The organism is Citrifermentans bemidjiense Bem, assembly GCF_000020725.1.
Taxonomy (GTDB): Bacteria; Desulfobacterota; Desulfuromonadia; order Geobacterales; family Geobacteraceae; genus Geomonas; species Geomonas bemidjiensis.
Genome location: NC_011146.1, coordinates 1,381,129 through 1,396,021 on the forward strand (window position 1 = coordinate 1,381,129; position 14,893 = coordinate 1,396,021).

A 14,893-nucleotide genomic window follows, 5' to 3' on the forward strand; every position below is an offset into this window, starting at 1 on the left:
TTGGGAGCGCCCGGGGGAGGGTGGCGATGACTACCGAACTGAGGGACGAGCGGTTGCAGGAACTGGGAGAGAGCAATTACCAGATGCTGAGGGATACTTACTGCTCTATCCAACAATTGAAGGGGCTGGTGGACCGGATGCACGCGGGCTTCATGCAGCACGGTATCACCTTTGAGCTGGATACCCTGATGGCTGTGAAATTGACCACCGACCGTCTCTTCGACGAACTGGAGCGCTACCTGCGGCCGGAATTCGATCCCGACAGCGCCTATGACGAAGCCTTGGCCGAAGAACCCTGAATTCCCTTATTGCCTGAATGAAAAAAAAGCCCGCTTAGTGCGGGCTTTTTCAGTTGAAGTGGTTGTTTTAGCTACAGTGTTCTCAGATTGCTGAATTCACCGTTTTCCAGGTAGGTCCTTGGAGTTTCCACGAAGGCATAAATTTCCTCCATCCGTTCCAGGTGGCGGCGTTCCTCGTCCGCCAGCATGAGCAGGCTCTTGCGGGTCTGTTCGTCCCTGGCCCTTGCTGCCAGTTCTTGATAAAAGGTGATATCCTGCTCCTCCTTTTTAACGGTGAACAGATACAGGTCCGGGTCCTTGTCCTTTTCCTCAAGCAGTTCGCTCTGAGTAAGGAAGGGGCGGTAGCTGCAGACTGAAACGTCGAGGTCTGCGAGCACCGTCGTCTTGCTCTCCATACCCTTCTTGAGGTCCAGCAGTCTCTTCCTATGTTCATCCTCGCAGTCGGCCAGCATTGAGAAAAGGGTCTTTAGCTCAGGATCTGTAGCTTTTTCTACCAGTCCCTCGAAGTACGTCCTGGTGTCTTCCTCTCTTTTGATAGCACAATCGAATACATTCATCTCGTGTCCTCCTTTTGCCACAAAAAGCAGCGAGTGGTTATGTCACCACCTGCCACACATTATAACAGAAGAAGGAGTGTTAAGTGCAACCGTAGTAAAGAAAATCAACGTATTGTGAGTGTGGACTAACCTGTTGTGCCAGAGGTTGCTTCAAGTCCCACCTATCGTGGTTCCCTCGCCAATCGATGCAGGTCATGGTTCGGCTTTTCGTTGTCAATTGTCCATTGTCCATTGTCTATCGTCAATTGATTACCGGAGACGATTTATCCTCGTCGACGACGCCGGTCTCTGCGTCCACGCAAAAATCAAGCTGGTGTGGCCGCGCGACGGTGCCCTCGGTTCCCTCATAAGTGAGGCGGAACTGCAGCTGGTCACCGGGAGAGACAGAGACCCCTTTCAAAAGGACGGCAACGTTGCCGTAAGCTTTTTCTTTGAGGTCTATGTAGACAAATCCCTTCTTCCGAGCTACCACTTGGTCCCCTCTTTTCAGGGAAACCTCCATGGTCAGATCCTTAACCAGGGAGTAGCGCATGTTTCTCAGCGTCGCATCAATGGTGACTCCCTGCTCTGAACTCGCTGTTCTCCAGGCTATGTTGAAGTCGGATCTGGTGTAGCGGTGGGGTGAGTCGCCAAACTGCATCTGGGGGGGAGCCTGCACGAAGCTGCATCCCAGCGGGAACAGGCAGATTAGCATAAGCATCACGACAATTTTCAAGCGGTACATTGCAACTCCTGTAGAAAGTTTTTCATCTGTATTTCGCCATCACCGGCGACCAGGCGTCTATTGCCTTCACTGCGGCTTCCTTGGTGAACACTGCGTGGGGCGCGTTCGAGGGGATAGCGATAACTTCTCCCGCCTGCACCGCACAGACTTTCGGCCCCTGCTCGAAGTAGAGCACTCCCTCCAGCACCATGGTGATCTGCTCGCTTTCATGGGTGTGGCTCTCGAACCTGCAGTTGGGATCCACCTCGAAGTAGGTGAGCATCGTCTTGTCCAGAGACACAGCCCACTGCCTCGCGCCTGGGACGTCATCCGTGAAGCTGAGGCTACTCTTCGGGTAATGTCGCATATCGTGTTCGCTGCTCATCCTGTTGTTCCCCCTTGTGAAGTTGTGGCCGGCGACAGCGGAGCATATCACGCGGCGTTAACCGCCTTCAATGTAAAAGGGACGATGCCTTCTGCGTCTGCTGCTTGGGTCCGCTGCCCTGCACCGGGAATGAGCGTCGCTTTTTGCATCCTCCTCTGCCTGGAGTTTGCGCAGGGTTAGGGTATCTTCTTCTGGTTGCTTTTCCCAGAACCGCTGTCCGAGGAGGAATCATGACGAAGGCGATCTGCTTCAAAGAGTTTGGCGGACCGGAGGTGCTTACCTTTAGTGATATCGAGGTGAGATCTCCCGGCCCTGGAGAGGTGCTGGTCAGCCACAAAGCCGTTGGCGTCAATTTTGTGGATGTCTATCAGCGCAATGGACTCTATAAGGTGGCGCTGCCGGCTGTCGCCGGTAACGAAGGGGCCGGTGTGGTCGAGGCTGTCGGGGAGGGGGTGACGCTGGTCAAGCCGGGCGACCGGGTCGCCTACGCCGGCGCGCTTGGGTCCTACTGCCAGAAGAGGATAATTCCCGCGGACCGGGTGGTTCTCATGCCCGACTCCATCGGCTTCGAGCAGGCGGCAGCGATGATGCTGAAGGGGCTCACCGTACAGTACCTCATCAGGAGGACCTACCGGGTTCAGCAGGGCGAGACGGTGGTTTTTCATGCCGCAGCCGGCGGCGTCGGGCTCATCGCCTGCCAGTGGCTGAAACACCTGGGGGCGAGGGTCATCGGCACCGCAGGTTCCGAAGAGAAGTGCGAACTGGCGCGGCGGCACGGCGCCGAGACCTGCCTCAATTACCGCACTGACAGCATCGTCGAAAGAGTCAGGGAAATCACCAAGGGCGAGGGGGTCCCCGTAGTCTACGACGGCGTCGGCAAGGACACCTTCGATACCTCGCTTCGCTGCCTGCGTCCTTTCGGGTTGCTGGTCAGCTTCGGCAACGCGTCCGGGCCGCTGCCGCCGGTAGACCTGAGCATCCTCTCCCAACTTGGATCGCTCTACCTGACCCGCCCCACGCTTAATACCTATGCCGCCAAGCGCGCCGACCTGGAACAGATGGCTGGCGAGCTGTTCCAGGTGGTTGTTTCCGGCGCCGTCAAAGTGGAGATCAACCAGCGCTATCCCCTGCAAGATGCCGCGCAGGCACATCGCGACCTTGAGGCCCGTAAAACCACGGGGTGCACCATACTGCTTCCTTGATCAGGCTCACCGGTATGGATGACTGCCTTTAATTAGCGAAAACAAAATGGAAAACCGGGCCTGGTTCAGGTATCTTCGTGGTCGTAGCAGGAATTAAACGGCGCAATGCGTCCTTGTGGAGGTAGCAGGTGGGGCAAGAAGAACCGAAGAAAGAAGCGTGGCTGAATTATCTGGCTCTTAGCACGGTGGTGATCGCCGTCTGTGCAACACTGTCGACCTTCAAAGGCGGCGGGTATTCCACGAGGTCCGTGCTCATGCAGAACCAGGCCTCGGACCAGTGGGCGTTCTTTCAGGCCAAGAGCATAAAAGAGGCCCTGGCGGAAAACGAGCGGGGGCAGTTGGAACGGGAGAGTAGCCGGGGCGGCAGCAACAACAAGGCTGTGGCCGACCTGGACGCCAGGCTGAATGCGTGCAACGACCGCATCGCAAAGTATGAAAAAGAGAAGGGTAAGATCCAGGAGCGCGCCCAACAGTTGGAAAAAGAACGGGACGACGCTCTACGGCATGGCCGCCCATTCGGGGTGGCCGTGATCTTTCTGCAAATCGCCATACTGCTCTCCTCTGTTGCCGCGCTCTTAAAGAAGAAGTGGGTCTGGGTGGCAGGCATGGCAGTCGGCATCTGCGGTCTGGTGCAGTTCGCCAATGGGTTCTGGCTGTTCATGTAGCTCATGGGTTTATTTTATACACGAGCTTCCCTGCAACTATTTGAGGGAAGCTCGTCAATCAAACTCCCCACCTGACAAACCCGCCTCTGATTCCCGCTTTTTTATTCCTTCACCGTATGACCGGACCGGTTGTAAGGTCGAGAATCTGTCCATAACCGGTTTCAACGCGCCAGTAACTGTCAAGTATAAAGGTTATGCCTGATAGCCTCTCGGCCGAAAGTATGTAGAATTGCCGGGTGTGTGATCTTGAAAGCGTTGGAGGATCTATGATCTATCGCACTTTGGGCACAACCAACGAGAAAGTATCGGTCATCGGGGTAGGGGGCTGGCACCTGGGGCTTCCCCGGGTCTCCGAGCAAGAGAGCGTCCGCATCGTCCGCAGCGCCATCGACCGGGGCGTCAACTTCATGGACAACTGCTGGGATTACAGCGAAGGCGTCAGCGAGACCCGCATGGGGCGGGCCCTAAGAGACGGCTATCGCGACAAGGTCTTCCTCATGACGAAGATCGATGGACGATCCAAGAAGGAAGCTGCCCGGCAACTCGACGAGTCCTTGAAAAGGCTCCAGGTGGATATGATCGACCTGGTCCAGCACCACGAGGTGCTCCGTTTCGAGGACCCCCACCGCATCTTCGACGAGGAGGGGGCGAACCAGGCGCTTTTGGAGGCGCGAGCAGCGGGGAAGATCCGCTACCTTGGCTTCACGGGCCATAAGGACCCCCAGATTCATCTGCACATGCTAAAAGTCGCGGGTGAGCATGACTTCCGGTTCGACGCGGTGCAGATGCCTCTCAACGTCATGGACGCGCATTTTCGCAGTTTCGAGAAGCTTGTGCTTCCGGAGCTGGTCAAGGAGAAGATCGGCTTGCTCGGCATGAAGTCGATGGCCAACGGCATCCTGCTGAAATCCGGCACCGTCACTGCCATCGAGTGCCTTCATTACGCGCTCACCCTTCCCACCTCGGTGGTGATCACCGGCATCGACAGCATGGAAGTTCTGGACCAGGCGACGCAAGCCGTTGAGTCCTTCCGGCCGCTCAGCGGCGCGGAGGTGGACGATCTACTGGCGCGGACCGCCGAAGCCGCCATGTCAGGTTATTACGAGCCGTTCAAGACCACTTCGCTCTTCGACGGGACCGCCACTAACCCGCAATGGTTGGGGGAGGAACCAAAGCGGCTGCAGGATCTGTTTTCCAAGTAGCATCCGGCACTTTTCATTGTTTTGCCGGTGTCGGTTCGTGTACCTTGTGTGTGGCTTGCTGGCTGAGCCTATGAATTCGTGGAAAGGAGGGAATATCTATTGCGATACGTAAAGCATTTCGTCGCCATCTCGTTATTACTGGGGGCTGTGGCAGGTCCCGTCAATGCCGATCCGCTTGTTATCAATCCCTTTTACACCTTCAATCAGTCCCCATTGGTCCAGATCTACGGGCTCCCTTCAGCTGAAAGTGCTACCGTTCAGCCAGTCGGGAAGGCTTTGGCACTGCTTTCCTTGGATGTCGCGAACACTTCCTATGACTGGGAGACGGCGCAGGAAAAATTGATCCTTGACGGCGAGAGCGAGAGGATGACGCTTGCGCTACGCTATGGCATCGCCAGGGGGGTGGAACTGGGGATGGATGTCCCGGTGGTGGCCTACAGCGGTGGCATATTCGACGGGTTCATCGAGGAGTGGCACAGATTTTTTGGCCTACCACAGGGGAGCCGGACCGAGACAAAGGAGGACCGTCTTCTCTTCGAGTATGACAAAAAAGGGCAGGAGCGGCTGAGGATGGATAACTCCACCGTCCGCCTCGGTGATGTCAGGGTGTCTGGCGGCTGGCAGTTGTACCATGAGGGGGGCGTCAACCCCAAGGCGGTAGCGCTGCGGGCGAGCCTCAAGCTTCCCACCGGCAGCAGCTCCAGGCTGACCGGCAGCGGCAGCACGGACCTGGCCCTTTGGTTGAGCGGAAGCAGCGATTATTCTCTCTCCTGGGGACATGCGACCGTTTTCGGGGCGCTGGGTGGTATGGCAATGACCGACGGGCAGGTGCTGAAAGATCAGCGGGAGAATCTGGTAGGGTTTGGCAGTCTGGGCGCAGGGTGGTCCCCGATGGAAAATTTCGCACTCAAGGTGGAGTTCTCTTCGCACACGCCCTTCTATAGCGACAGCGACATGAAGCCTTTGTCGTCTCCGGCTGTGGTCTTGTTGTTCGGCGGCACCTATGCCTTCTCACCGGTTACCGCGTTGGATATCGCCTTGGCCGAGGATCTCAATGTCGAGGCGTCCCCCGATGTGGCGCTTCACCTGGGACTCAGCCACCGCTTCTAAATGGCCGGGGCTGCCTAATAGGGGGACTGGCTCCGCAAGGTGCCTGTCCCCCCGGATTTCGCCCCCCCCCTGGATTTATTGAGGCGCGGATGAGTGAGGCAACTGCAGAGAATAGATGGGGAACTCCATGTCGTCTATCCCGCCGTTTTGCGGTACTTGGTGAATCCTGGATGCCGTGAAGATGAGGGAGTCGTTTGGATCGATGGTGAAGGTGTCGGCCCAGCGAATGCGCGGGTCCTGGACCAGCGTCAGTATCTCGCCGGCCGGAGTGCGGTAGACGACGGCATCGTGCTCCAAATCGCCCAGATAGAGGTTCCCCTCCGCGTCGAACATCATCCCGTCGGGAGCGGGAGTCTTTCCCAGGTCTTCCACCTTCGCCTCAAGGGCGGGTTCCTGCTTCGGATCGTAAAATGCTGCCACGAGCGCCTTGGTGGGGACCCGGTAGAGGTGGTAACCGGTGAGGGCGTGGTAGTAGAGGTATCCGTTTTTGCGGTCGAGTTCGATCCCGTCGGTATGTATGCGCGGGGGCTTGCCGTTGCGCAGGAACTCCTTGCCGTCGATCTTAAGGGTGATCTCCTCGGCCTTCGTGGAAGGGTGGTGCGCCAGAACTCGGCGGGTGTTGCCTGTCGCGATATCGACAACCACGATGGCCCCAAGGCCTGAGTCGGTGATATATATCTTGCCGGCGGCATCGTCGATGCGCAGGTCGTTGAGATAGGATCTTTGCGGCGCGACTCCGCTGTCGAACTCGTACCTGCGCTTCAACTGGTTCGTCTTCAGGTCGAAGACGAAAAGTTTTGCCGAGCCGACCACCCCCGCGAACTGCGGATTGCTTGGGTCAAGCACATAGAGAGAGTCCCCGTGCGCCACCACCGATTGCACGCAGGTGAAACGGTTCGGTTGCGGGTACCCTTCCCACCGGTTCCACTCCGCATCCGGGTAAGGTTTAAAAGAGCCGTCAGGTGACACCTCCACCACGGAGAAGGAAACCCCCTCGCGCCACCGTGGGAAGTTTGCGAAAAGCCGACCAGTATTGGTCGAGGTAACCCCGGTGACCTGTACTCCTTTGAAGGTAGCGACTGTCTTCAGCCGTTCCGGGACTGTCTTCGGCGGGGCCTGGACTGTCTTAAGCCGGTCGGGCTGCAGCGTTTGCTTATGCGCACATCCGAGGCAGATGGAGATTGTGAGCAAGCATAGGCAAAGCCACCTTGCCATTGTTGCAATTGCAATACTCAGCTTCGTCTTGGGCTGGACTCCCCGCGGCCATAGCAAACCTTCTTTTGCCATCGATGCGCTCCTTTTGCTGCTCTTGGTTGGCTCCCAAACTTGCAACAGGATAACACAAGCAGCTTTGTTTCCTACCCGTCCGTGGCCGTGTCTGCAGTGATTCTTCCTTCAAAGAGAAAAAAGTGGGGTAAATACAAAAAGAGCCGGCGGCTCCTACCGTCAGCTCCTTTGCCGTTGTCACCCTTTGATTTTTCCGCTTCTCATCGTGCTCTGCCGGCCTTTGCTCCAGAGGTTGGCGCAGCCAGAATCGGCCCTTCGGCGGGATCGCGATCGAAGGTGTCCTGCGCCCATCTCTCATGGATCGGCGACGAAAACTCGATGTCAGGGCCTTCAGCGGGGTCCCTGCCCGGGGTCAAGTCAGTTCCCGCAAAAACTTGCTGCTGCAGTGTGCTTTTGGCTCCTGCGGGTATGGAGACATGACGTTGATGTCCATGGTGTGCGTTTTTGCTCATGACGAATTCCCCCTTGGTAATGGCTTTACTTGCTGCCGTTACCACCTTTACCTATATTACTCCTGATCCGGGAGAAGCAGGTCTATTTCAGGCTGACGCTGGACTCGCCTAGTGCCACGACCTGAAGCGATAAGCGGTCGCTCAAGACGGCTGGCTCGCCAAGTCCCAAGGACTTGACGGCTCCGGTAAGCCTCACGTGCTCGGCGATCTGCACCGACGCCAATGCCGAGGATGCTTTGCCCCGAGCCTTCTCCAACTGCTCGCTGACGGAGCCGTCGAGTTTCGTCTTTATGGTCTTTTTGATGGTGCTGCTGAAGAGCCAACTGCCGGCACCAATCAGCACTCCCGCCCCCTTGGTGTCGAAATCTACGTCTTCAAAGGTCAGAGAGTTGTTCTGCGGGTTGTACACCGGCTTCGCCAGAAGGGTTAATTCGCCGTTGAAGTCTCCGGTCGCGTTCAGTATGACAATCAGTCGACCATCCTCACCCTTTAGGTTGAAACCCTTCACCGTGATCTTCTTGTCTTCGCCGAAGGTCTTTTCCAGCAGCACCGGCTTCAGGGCTTCGACCAGGTCGGCGTAGAATATGTCGGTGCCAAGCTGAATGCGGAACGCCTTGTCGAATGCCTGTAACTGCTGCACCTGGGGCAGCGCTTTCACAGGAGCAGGGGTGGGTTTCGGCCCGACAACTATCTCAGCGCCGGTAACTATGCCAATGCTAAGCCGGACCTGGTTGTTCGCAGCCGAAAGCGGACTCATGACGATCCTTTCCGGTGCCAGCTTTAGCCATGCGCTGAATTCTTTGCTGACGAGGGTCGGGGAAAAGGCATTCTGCCAGAGTCGAGCGACCTTTGGTTTCAGTTGGACGGCATCGTTTACCTTGGCGTCTATTACAGGCGCGAGAAGCTTTTGGACCGGTTGGCTGATGTTGTCGACCATGCTTTTGGGCTTGAGCGACAGCGGTCCTACCTTGAAGTCATCGGCCAGATTGTCAGACAGGCCCATGTAATAAAACTCTGTCTTGAGGCGCCAGTCCGGAGTGACGTTGACTTTTACCTTGAATTTGAGTCCGGCCTTGAGCGGGTAGCTCTCGTACATGACGTACTTGAATGTCAGTTGAACAGGCAAGGTCAGGTAGAGGTAATTGTCCGCCGCGTTCACTACCATCGGGCCGGTGCGAACTACAGAGACTGATGTCCCCAGTCCCCCCTGTCCCTTGTAGAGTTCCTTGGGAAGAGACTGGTTGATTATGGTGGCGAGATCCGCCGCGGTTGTTTCAACGGTAAGGTTGATGGACGAGGGTGGTGCTGCAGCGGAGGCGCACACAGAGGCCAGCATCAAAAATAACAGTGACAGTATCAGTCGGTAAAAAATAGCATGTCTCCTTCAGATCCTTTTCGGCACCGCATTGACTCCTCCGTTTAGCGAAGCGTCTACGGGTGGATCTCCTCTAGCAGTCCATCGTCCTTCATACCTGTGATCACAGCGTTTACCAATTCGGCGGTCTTTTTCTCACCGAAAGAATCGTACAGCAGACCACCGACGACAACTGAAAATTGGCCCGTCCAGACCTCTCGTTTAACAACGGGATCGAAAAGATATGCCTCGAACTCGACTTTCATCGGTCTGGCGGAGGGTCCTGTATTGAGCTCGAGATCTTTGTGCTTTGTCGTCGAAACCTTGGTCGGAGAGATATAAAGGGTTTGGAGAGCTTTTGCATCAGGTGTCCCGGGGGCTGTCGGCTGAGCAGAGGTAAAGCTCGCTGCTATGCCGTACGACGAGAAGGTAGGTGGGACGATCTTGGCCATATAATCGCCGATATGCTGGAAGTTATATCTCTCCAGCTTCTTCGCCATTCTTTCGTCTGTTGCGGTTTTCCCGTCTCGGTAAACGACGGAGAGGATTTTTAGCTTGGTCTCGTAACCGTCTAATTTCTTGGTTTGGCCGCTTCTTACTGCACAGCCGGAGAATGCGATGGAAACGAGAATCAAGAGAAACAACTTCAGGCAGGGTTTCATAGGGGTTTCCCTTTGGCGTCATGATTTCCTAATAGAAGACAAGTTCTTTGCGCATTTCGCGAATTCCGCGTTTGGCCGCTTCTTCTGGCGATATTTCGGTGACAGTGAACTCATCGGCGGTAAGTTGCAGGAAGTACGCGTTCTTGGACTTAGTCAACCCCCAGCCGATTTCCCACGTTGTCTTCTTTTTCTTCTTCGCCTGTTCCAGGTCTTGGTTGAAAGCTTTGACGATACCTGCTTCCTGCCCCCACTTGTTGTTTTCCTTCATCCATGTGGCTGCTTTTTCGTATGAAGTCACGGTTACTGGTTTGTCCTCCGCGAACGAAGTGAAAGCGGTGCAAAGCAAGACAACAACAACGAGGAACAGCTTGCTAATTACATTTGCCATGAACATCCCCCATCTCATTTTAGTTTCATCTTGCTGCGTTGGTTCGGAAATTGATCTTATTCCTCGTTATACAGGCCAAACCGCCATCACTGTAGTACCTTCATTTTTTGTTGTCAATGGCTTCCGTTTTTCTGTCAGATGCTGCGATTTGTAACATCCTCTCTCCCCGGTAATTGCACCCTCCGCAGCCGGCAGACAATATCTCAACGTCCTGAACTCCTCCACTATAGATTTATAGGAGCGGCCTAATAAATTGGGGCAACTATTTTGTAGCTGTACTAAAATGTTGGGTAAGGCTACGTGATGCCGCGTCGCCCCATTGCGAGCAACCGGGGGCGACCGTTTAGCGGACAAGGCGTGGTCAACATGAGGAGGAGCGGAAATGAGAATTCAAAAAGTAGGTATCGTCGGATCTGGAAACATTGGCGGCAACCTGGGTATTTTGCTTGCCAAGGCTGGGTGCGAAGTTTTCTTCAGTTCGAGGCATCCGGAGAATCTGCAGGATATGGTAGAAGCTGCCGGGCCGACAGCGCGAGCCGGGAAGGTGGGCGAAGCAATCGCATTTGGAGACGTGGTCATCCTTTCCGTGCCGCTGAAGGCATATCGGGAATTGGATGACGAAACGAGGCTGGCGCTGAAAGGAAAGATCGTCATAGACACGTCGAACCCATATCCCGAGAGGGACGGGGCAATGGCGGTTGAGGCAAGGCAAGATCCCGGTGGCATGGGGAGTGTCGTGGCGCGTCTTCTCCCTGGAGCGAGAATCGTGCGGGCCTTCAATTCGGTGTACTTCGAGGATCTGAAGAAGACCGTGAATAAAAATGGGGAGACGATCGGCATCCCGATAGCAAGTGACGATCAGGAAGCGCTCGATGCCGCAGTTGAATTGGCTCAGAGAGCGGGCCTGGAGCCAGTCGTCGTCGGAGGTTTACACAGTTCCAAGCTTTTTGACGTTGGGACCCCCGTATATGCGTCCAGCGCCTCTGCACGGGAGATCAGACAGAAACTGAGAATAGAGTAGGGGAGGCTTCGGTCAGGTTAGGGGGCGCAGACGAGTTGCCCGAATCACTAACCTGACCAAGTCCACTTTTATATTTCTCGGAGCAACTTTTGTATTTCCGGAGCCGACAAATTATTTCTGGGGACGGCGACGGGTGCGTTTTTTCGCCCGGGAACATTTGACGGTGGAGGACGGTTGATTTAGGGGCAGGGGGGGCAGGCTGGCTTATCCACCTACACAAACTGACAGCATTGAGATAGATCCGCCGTCGATGCCTTCGACCGGGAAGGTGATGCTTTCGCCCTGTTGCCGGGTCGCGAGCACGTAAAGCAGCGGCAGGTAGTGGTCCGGCGTCGGAATGGATAGCTTTGCCTCCGGGCCGAGCTTTTCATAGCGGACGAGCGGCTCGAAATCGCCCGCAAGCATCATCTGTCTTGCCTCCAGCTCGAAATTCACCGCCCAAACATAAGGGTCAGGCATGTGTCGGCCCCAGGCGTAGGTGTGCAGATTGTGGACGAGGTTTCCGCTGCCGACGATGAGGATGCCCTCGTCCCGCAGCGGCGCGAGTTTTTTGCCGAGTTCGTAGTGGAAGGAAGCGGGCTCGGTTTCATTGATGCTCAATTGCACGACAGGAATATCGGCTTTCGGATAGACATGAACGAGCACCGACCAGGTTCCGTGGTCGAGTCCCCAGGTGTCGTCAAGGTTGACAGGCAAGGGCGCGAGCAGTTGCTGGACGCGACGGGCAAGCTGAGGGTCCCCAGGCGCGGGATACTGCACCCGGTACAACTCAGGCGGGAAGCCACCGAAGTCGTGGATGGTCTTAGGCATGCTGCTGATCGTTACGCTGGTTTCGGGCACATACCAGTGTGCCGAGATCGCAATTATGGCTTTCGGCTTCGCTATTTGCGCTCCGATACGCCGCCAGCTTTCGGTGTAGCTGTTGGTTGATATTGCGTTCATCGGATTGCCGTGTCCGAAGAAGATTGCAGGCATCAGTTCCGGCATGTTGGTCTACCTCCATCGTTTTCACAGAGCTTCAAATTCGTGGGATCCAGTATAGAACAGAATCAACTGCATACAAGAATGGTAGATAAATCATGGGGTACTGGTGGTCTAGGGTGCGTCCTTCAGCGGGAAGAGGACTGTAAGTAAATAAACCAATAACGACTTGGATCAGCAGTGTCTATAGTCAGCTCTTAGATTCTTTTTGTAATTTTTGATAGATCGTCAATGGCTGCAATTATGGGTGTAGTGCGTTGATAATAAATACCGTTCCCGCAGCATCGAAGAGATAGCTTTAGCAGTCAGTAACAAAAAAGGGGATCCCGCTATCTGCGGGATCCCCTTGTAGTTGTACTACTTCGTCTTTACGCGCACTCGGAGTAGCCGCAGACGCGGCAGACGGCGCAGCCGCCTTCGTGCTCTACTACGCCGCCGCACTCGGGGCAGGCGCCTCTGTCGAAGGCGGGGGCTTCGATGACGTCGGCTGCACCGGTCAGGGAGAGGTGCGACTGGATCGCCTTGGCGACCGCATCGGCGCAGGACAGTACTTTGTTGTCGCCGAATCCGCTCGGCGCGTGGCAGGAGATGCCGAGAAGCTGCTTCACTACCTGACGCCCCTGAATGCCGCTTCTCCAGGCAAGAGACACCATGCGGCCGATGGCCTCGCACTGGGAGGCGGCGCAACCGCCGGCTTTGCCCATGGTGGTGAAGACTTCGAAGAGGCCGGTGTTGTCTTCGTTGATGGTGATGTAGAGCGGGCCGCAGCCGGTCTGCATCTGGTAGGTCCAACCCTTCAGCGCCTTGGGACGCTCGCGTTTGCCGGTGCGCTTGTCTTCGACATGCACCGGTGCTGCGGCCTTTACTTCTTCTTTCTTGCCGACGGAGAGAACCTGCTCGTCGCGGGAACCGTCACGGTAGATGGTGACCCCCTTGCAGTTGCTCTCGTAGGCCAGGCGGTAGACCTTCTCGACGTCCTCGATGGTGGCTTCGCACGGGAAGTTCACGGTCTTGGAGACGGCGTTGTCGGTGTGGCGCTGGAAGGCAGCCTGCATGGTGATGTGCTCTTCCGGGGTGATGTCGTGCGCGGTGACGAATACCTCGCGGACGGCCTCGGGGATGGCGCTTATGTCCTGAACGGTGCCGTGCTCGGCGATCCGCTGCATCAGTTCGTCGGTATAGAAACCGTCGGTCTTGGCGATCTTCTCGAAAAGCGGGTTCACTTCGACCAGGATGTTCTTGTCCATGACCTGGCGCACGTAAGAGACCGCGAAGAGCGGCTCGACGCCGGAGGAGGCGTTGGCGATGATGGAAATGGTGCCGGTCGGAGCGATGGTGGTGACGGTCGCGTTCCGGATCGGCTCTGCGCCGAGCTTGTCGTAGACGGAGCCCTTGAAGTTGGGGAAGGCGCCGCGGGTCTTGGCAAGCTGGCGGGACGCCGCGTGCCCTTCGTCGTTGATGAACTGCATCACCTTCTCGCCCAGTTCCACCGACTCCTCGGAGCCGTAGGGGATGCCGAGCATGATCAGCATGTCCGCCCATCCCATGACCCCCAGGCCGATCTTACGGTTGGAGCGGGTCATCTCGTCGATCTGCTGCAGCGGGTAGTTGTTCACCTCGATGACGTTGTCAAGGAAGTGGACGGAGGTGCGCACTACCTCTTTCAGCTTGTCCCAGTCGACCTTGCCGTGGATGACCATCTTGCCCAGGTTGATGGAGCCCAGGTTGCAGGACTCGTAGGGGAGCAGCGGCTGCTCGCCGCAGGGGTTGGTGGATTCGATCTCGCCTATGTGCGGGGTCGGGTTGTCCTTGTTCAGGCGGTCCAGGAAGATGATCCCAGGCTCGCCGTTTTCCCAGGCCTGCTTGACGATGCGGTTGAATACCTTGCGGGCGTTCTGCTTCCCGGCCGGCTGTTTGTCGCGCGGGTTGTAAAGGGTGTACTCCTCGTCCGCGTCGACGGCCTTCATGAACGCCTCGGTGATGCCGACGGAGATGTTGAAGTTGTTCAGCTGGCGCTGATCCGCCTTGCACATGATGAAGTCCATGATGTCCGGATGGTCGACGCGCAGTATCGCCATGTTCGCGCCGCGACGGGTGCCCCCCTGCTTGATGGTCTCGGTGGCGACGTCGAAAACCCTCATGAAGGAGAGGGGGCCGCTGGAGATGCCGGTGGTGGACATGACCACGTCGTTGGCCGGGCGCAGGCGGGAAAAGGAGAAGCCGGTGCCGCCGCCGGATTTGTGGATGAGGGCGGTGTACTTGACCGATTCGAAGATTTCCTCCATGCTGTCGCCCACCGGAAGCACGAAGCAGGCGGAGAGCTGACCCAGCTCGCGTCCGGCGTTCATCAGGGTCGGGGAGTTGGGGAGGAACTCGAAGTTGGTCATCATGTTGTAGAACTTGTCGGAGAGTGCGCCGATGTCCGCTTTCTTGTCGAAAACGGCGTCGGCCTGCGCGATGGCGGTCGCCACGCGGCGGAACATGTCTGAGGCAGTCTCAAGGGTCTTGCCGGTCTGGTCTCTCTTCAGGTAGCGCTTCTCTAGTACGGTCAATGCATTCTTGGTCAGGCCCGGTATTACTCCCTTCTCGACTGTTTTCTTCATAACGTTTCGTTCTCCTTGGATA

At 56.5% G+C, this 14,893-nt stretch carries 15 protein-coding genes; 6 read left to right on the forward strand and 9 right to left on the reverse strand.

Annotation, left to right across the window (positions count from 1 at the left end):
* Positions 1 to 26 precede the first annotated feature (26 nt).
* On the forward strand, positions 27 to 299 hold the full coding sequence (locus tag GBEM_RS05950) for a hypothetical protein (RefSeq protein ID WP_012529618.1): 273 nt from the start codon (positions 27 to 29) through the stop codon (positions 297 to 299).
* Positions 300 to 370: 71 nt separating this feature from the next.
* On the opposite strand, the gene GBEM_RS05955 is transcribed toward GBEM_RS05950, so the two are convergent.
* The 3 genes from GBEM_RS05955 to GBEM_RS05965 form a co-directional block, all read right to left on the reverse strand.
* Positions 371 to 856, reverse strand: a complete 486-nt coding sequence (locus GBEM_RS05955; protein ID WP_012529619.1) for a ferritin-like domain-containing protein — start codon at positions 854 to 856, stop codon at positions 371 to 373.
* A gap of 241 nt (positions 857 to 1,097) precedes the next feature.
* Complete coding sequence (locus tag GBEM_RS05960) at positions 1,098 to 1,580, reverse strand: hypothetical protein (RefSeq protein ID WP_012529620.1); 483 nt, start codon at positions 1,578 to 1,580, stop codon at positions 1,098 to 1,100.
* 22 nt (positions 1,581 to 1,602) lie between these two features.
* Complete coding sequence (locus GBEM_RS05965) at positions 1,603 to 1,926, reverse strand: cupin domain-containing protein (protein ID WP_226373934.1); 324 nt, start codon at positions 1,924 to 1,926, stop codon at positions 1,603 to 1,605.
* A gap of 248 nt (positions 1,927 to 2,174) precedes the next feature.
* Here GBEM_RS05965 and GBEM_RS05970 point away from each other — a divergent pair, with 248 nt between their 5' ends.
* The 4 genes from GBEM_RS05970 (at position 2,175) to GBEM_RS05985 (ending at position 6,123) form a co-directional block, all read left to right on the forward strand.
* Complete coding sequence (locus GBEM_RS05970; RefSeq protein WP_012529622.1) at positions 2,175 to 3,146, forward strand: quinone oxidoreductase family protein; 972 nt, start codon at positions 2,175 to 2,177, stop codon at positions 3,144 to 3,146.
* Between the two features lie 128 nt (positions 3,147 to 3,274).
* Entirely contained in the window at positions 3,275 to 3,811 is a 537-nt protein-coding gene (locus GBEM_RS05975; protein ID WP_012529623.1) for a DUF4337 domain-containing protein, read from the forward strand.
* A gap of 266 nt (positions 3,812 to 4,077) precedes the next feature.
* Entirely contained in the window at positions 4,078 to 5,013 is a 936-nt protein-coding gene (locus GBEM_RS05980; RefSeq protein WP_012529624.1) for an aldo/keto reductase, read from the forward strand.
* Positions 5,014 to 5,112: 99 nt separating this feature from the next.
* Positions 5,113 to 6,123 carry a DUF3187 family protein gene (locus GBEM_RS05985; RefSeq protein ID WP_012529625.1) on the forward strand — a complete coding sequence of 337 codons (1,011 nt, stop codon included), beginning with the start codon at positions 5,113 to 5,115 and terminating at the stop codon, positions 6,121 to 6,123.
* Positions 6,124 to 6,198: 75 nt separating this feature from the next.
* Here GBEM_RS05985 and GBEM_RS05990 read toward each other — a convergent pair whose 3' ends face one another.
* From GBEM_RS05990 to GBEM_RS06005, 4 genes are all read right to left on the reverse strand, one after another.
* Positions 6,199 to 7,314, reverse strand: coding sequence for a major royal jelly family protein (locus GBEM_RS05990; RefSeq protein WP_226373935.1), 1,116 nt, complete (start codon positions 7,312 to 7,314; stop codon positions 6,199 to 6,201).
* Positions 7,315 to 7,944: 630 nt separating this feature from the next.
* On the reverse strand, positions 7,945 to 9,198 hold the full coding sequence (locus GBEM_RS05995; protein ID WP_012529628.1) for a DUF4403 family protein: 1,254 nt from the start codon (positions 9,196 to 9,198) through the stop codon (positions 7,945 to 7,947).
* Positions 9,199 to 9,293: 95 nt separating this feature from the next.
* Positions 9,294 to 9,878, reverse strand: a complete 585-nt coding sequence (locus GBEM_RS06000) for a hypothetical protein (RefSeq protein ID WP_012529629.1) — start codon at positions 9,876 to 9,878, stop codon at positions 9,294 to 9,296.
* Positions 9,879 to 9,906: 28 nt separating this feature from the next.
* The gene (locus GBEM_RS06005; protein ID WP_148212897.1) at positions 9,907 to 10,266 is read right to left on the reverse strand and encodes a hypothetical protein; all 360 of its coding nucleotides are present in this window, start codon (positions 10,264 to 10,266) and stop codon (positions 9,907 to 9,909) included.
* 382 nt (positions 10,267 to 10,648) lie between these two features.
* On the opposite strand from GBEM_RS06005, the gene GBEM_RS06010 reads away from it, so the two are divergent.
* Positions 10,649 to 11,287, forward strand: a complete 639-nt coding sequence (locus tag GBEM_RS06010) for an NADPH-dependent F420 reductase (RefSeq protein WP_012529631.1) — start codon at positions 10,649 to 10,651, stop codon at positions 11,285 to 11,287.
* 204 nt (positions 11,288 to 11,491) lie between these two features.
* On the opposite strand, the gene ygiD is transcribed toward GBEM_RS06010, so the two are convergent.
* Both ygiD and GBEM_RS06020 read right to left on the reverse strand, forming a co-directional pair.
* The gene (ygiD, locus tag GBEM_RS06015; protein ID WP_012529632.1) at positions 11,492 to 12,274 is read right to left on the reverse strand and encodes a 4,5-DOPA-extradiol-dioxygenase; all 783 of its coding nucleotides are present in this window, start codon (positions 12,272 to 12,274) and stop codon (positions 11,492 to 11,494) included.
* A gap of 362 nt (positions 12,275 to 12,636) precedes the next feature.
* Positions 12,637 to 14,871 carry a vitamin B12-dependent ribonucleotide reductase gene (locus GBEM_RS06020; RefSeq protein WP_012529633.1) on the reverse strand — a complete coding sequence of 745 codons (2,235 nt, stop codon included), beginning with the start codon at positions 14,869 to 14,871 and terminating at the stop codon, positions 12,637 to 12,639.
* Positions 14,872 to 14,893: the final 22 nt, after the last annotated feature.

Excerpts from the sequence above, each read along its gene's own strand:
- GBEM_RS05960 (WP_012529620.1), bottom strand. The coding sequence starts at position 1,580 with ATGTACCGCTTGAAAATTGTCGTGATGCTTATGCTAATCTGCCTGTTC.
- GBEM_RS06010 (WP_012529631.1), top strand. The coding sequence starts at position 10,649 with ATGAGAATTCAAAAAGTAGGTATCGTCGGATCTGGAAACATTGGCGGC.
- GBEM_RS06005 (WP_148212897.1), bottom strand. The coding sequence starts at position 10,266 with ATGGCAAATGTAATTAGCAAGCTGTTCCTCGTTGTTGTTGTCTTGCTT.
- GBEM_RS05965 (WP_226373934.1), bottom strand. The coding sequence starts at position 1,926 with ATGCGACATTACCCGAAGAGTAGCCTCAGCTTCACGGATGACGTCCCA.
- GBEM_RS05995 (WP_012529628.1), bottom strand. The coding sequence starts at position 9,198 with ATGCTGGCCTCTGTGTGCGCCTCCGCTGCAGCACCACCCTCGTCCATC.
- GBEM_RS06020 (WP_012529633.1), bottom strand. The coding sequence starts at position 14,871 with ATGAAGAAAACAGTCGAGAAGGGAGTAATACCGGGCCTGACCAAGAAT.
- ygiD (WP_012529632.1), bottom strand. The coding sequence starts at position 12,274 with ATGCCGGAACTGATGCCTGCAATCTTCTTCGGACACGGCAATCCGATG.
- GBEM_RS05955 (WP_012529619.1), bottom strand. The coding sequence starts at position 856 with ATGAATGTATTCGATTGTGCTATCAAAAGAGAGGAAGACACCAGGACG.
- GBEM_RS06000 (WP_012529629.1), bottom strand. The coding sequence starts at position 9,878 with ATGAAACCCTGCCTGAAGTTGTTTCTCTTGATTCTCGTTTCCATCGCA.
- GBEM_RS05970 (WP_012529622.1), top strand. The coding sequence starts at position 2,175 with ATGACGAAGGCGATCTGCTTCAAAGAGTTTGGCGGACCGGAGGTGCTT.
- GBEM_RS05950 (WP_012529618.1), top strand. The coding sequence starts at position 27 with ATGACTACCGAACTGAGGGACGAGCGGTTGCAGGAACTGGGAGAGAGC.
- GBEM_RS05980 (WP_012529624.1), top strand. The coding sequence starts at position 4,078 with ATGATCTATCGCACTTTGGGCACAACCAACGAGAAAGTATCGGTCATC.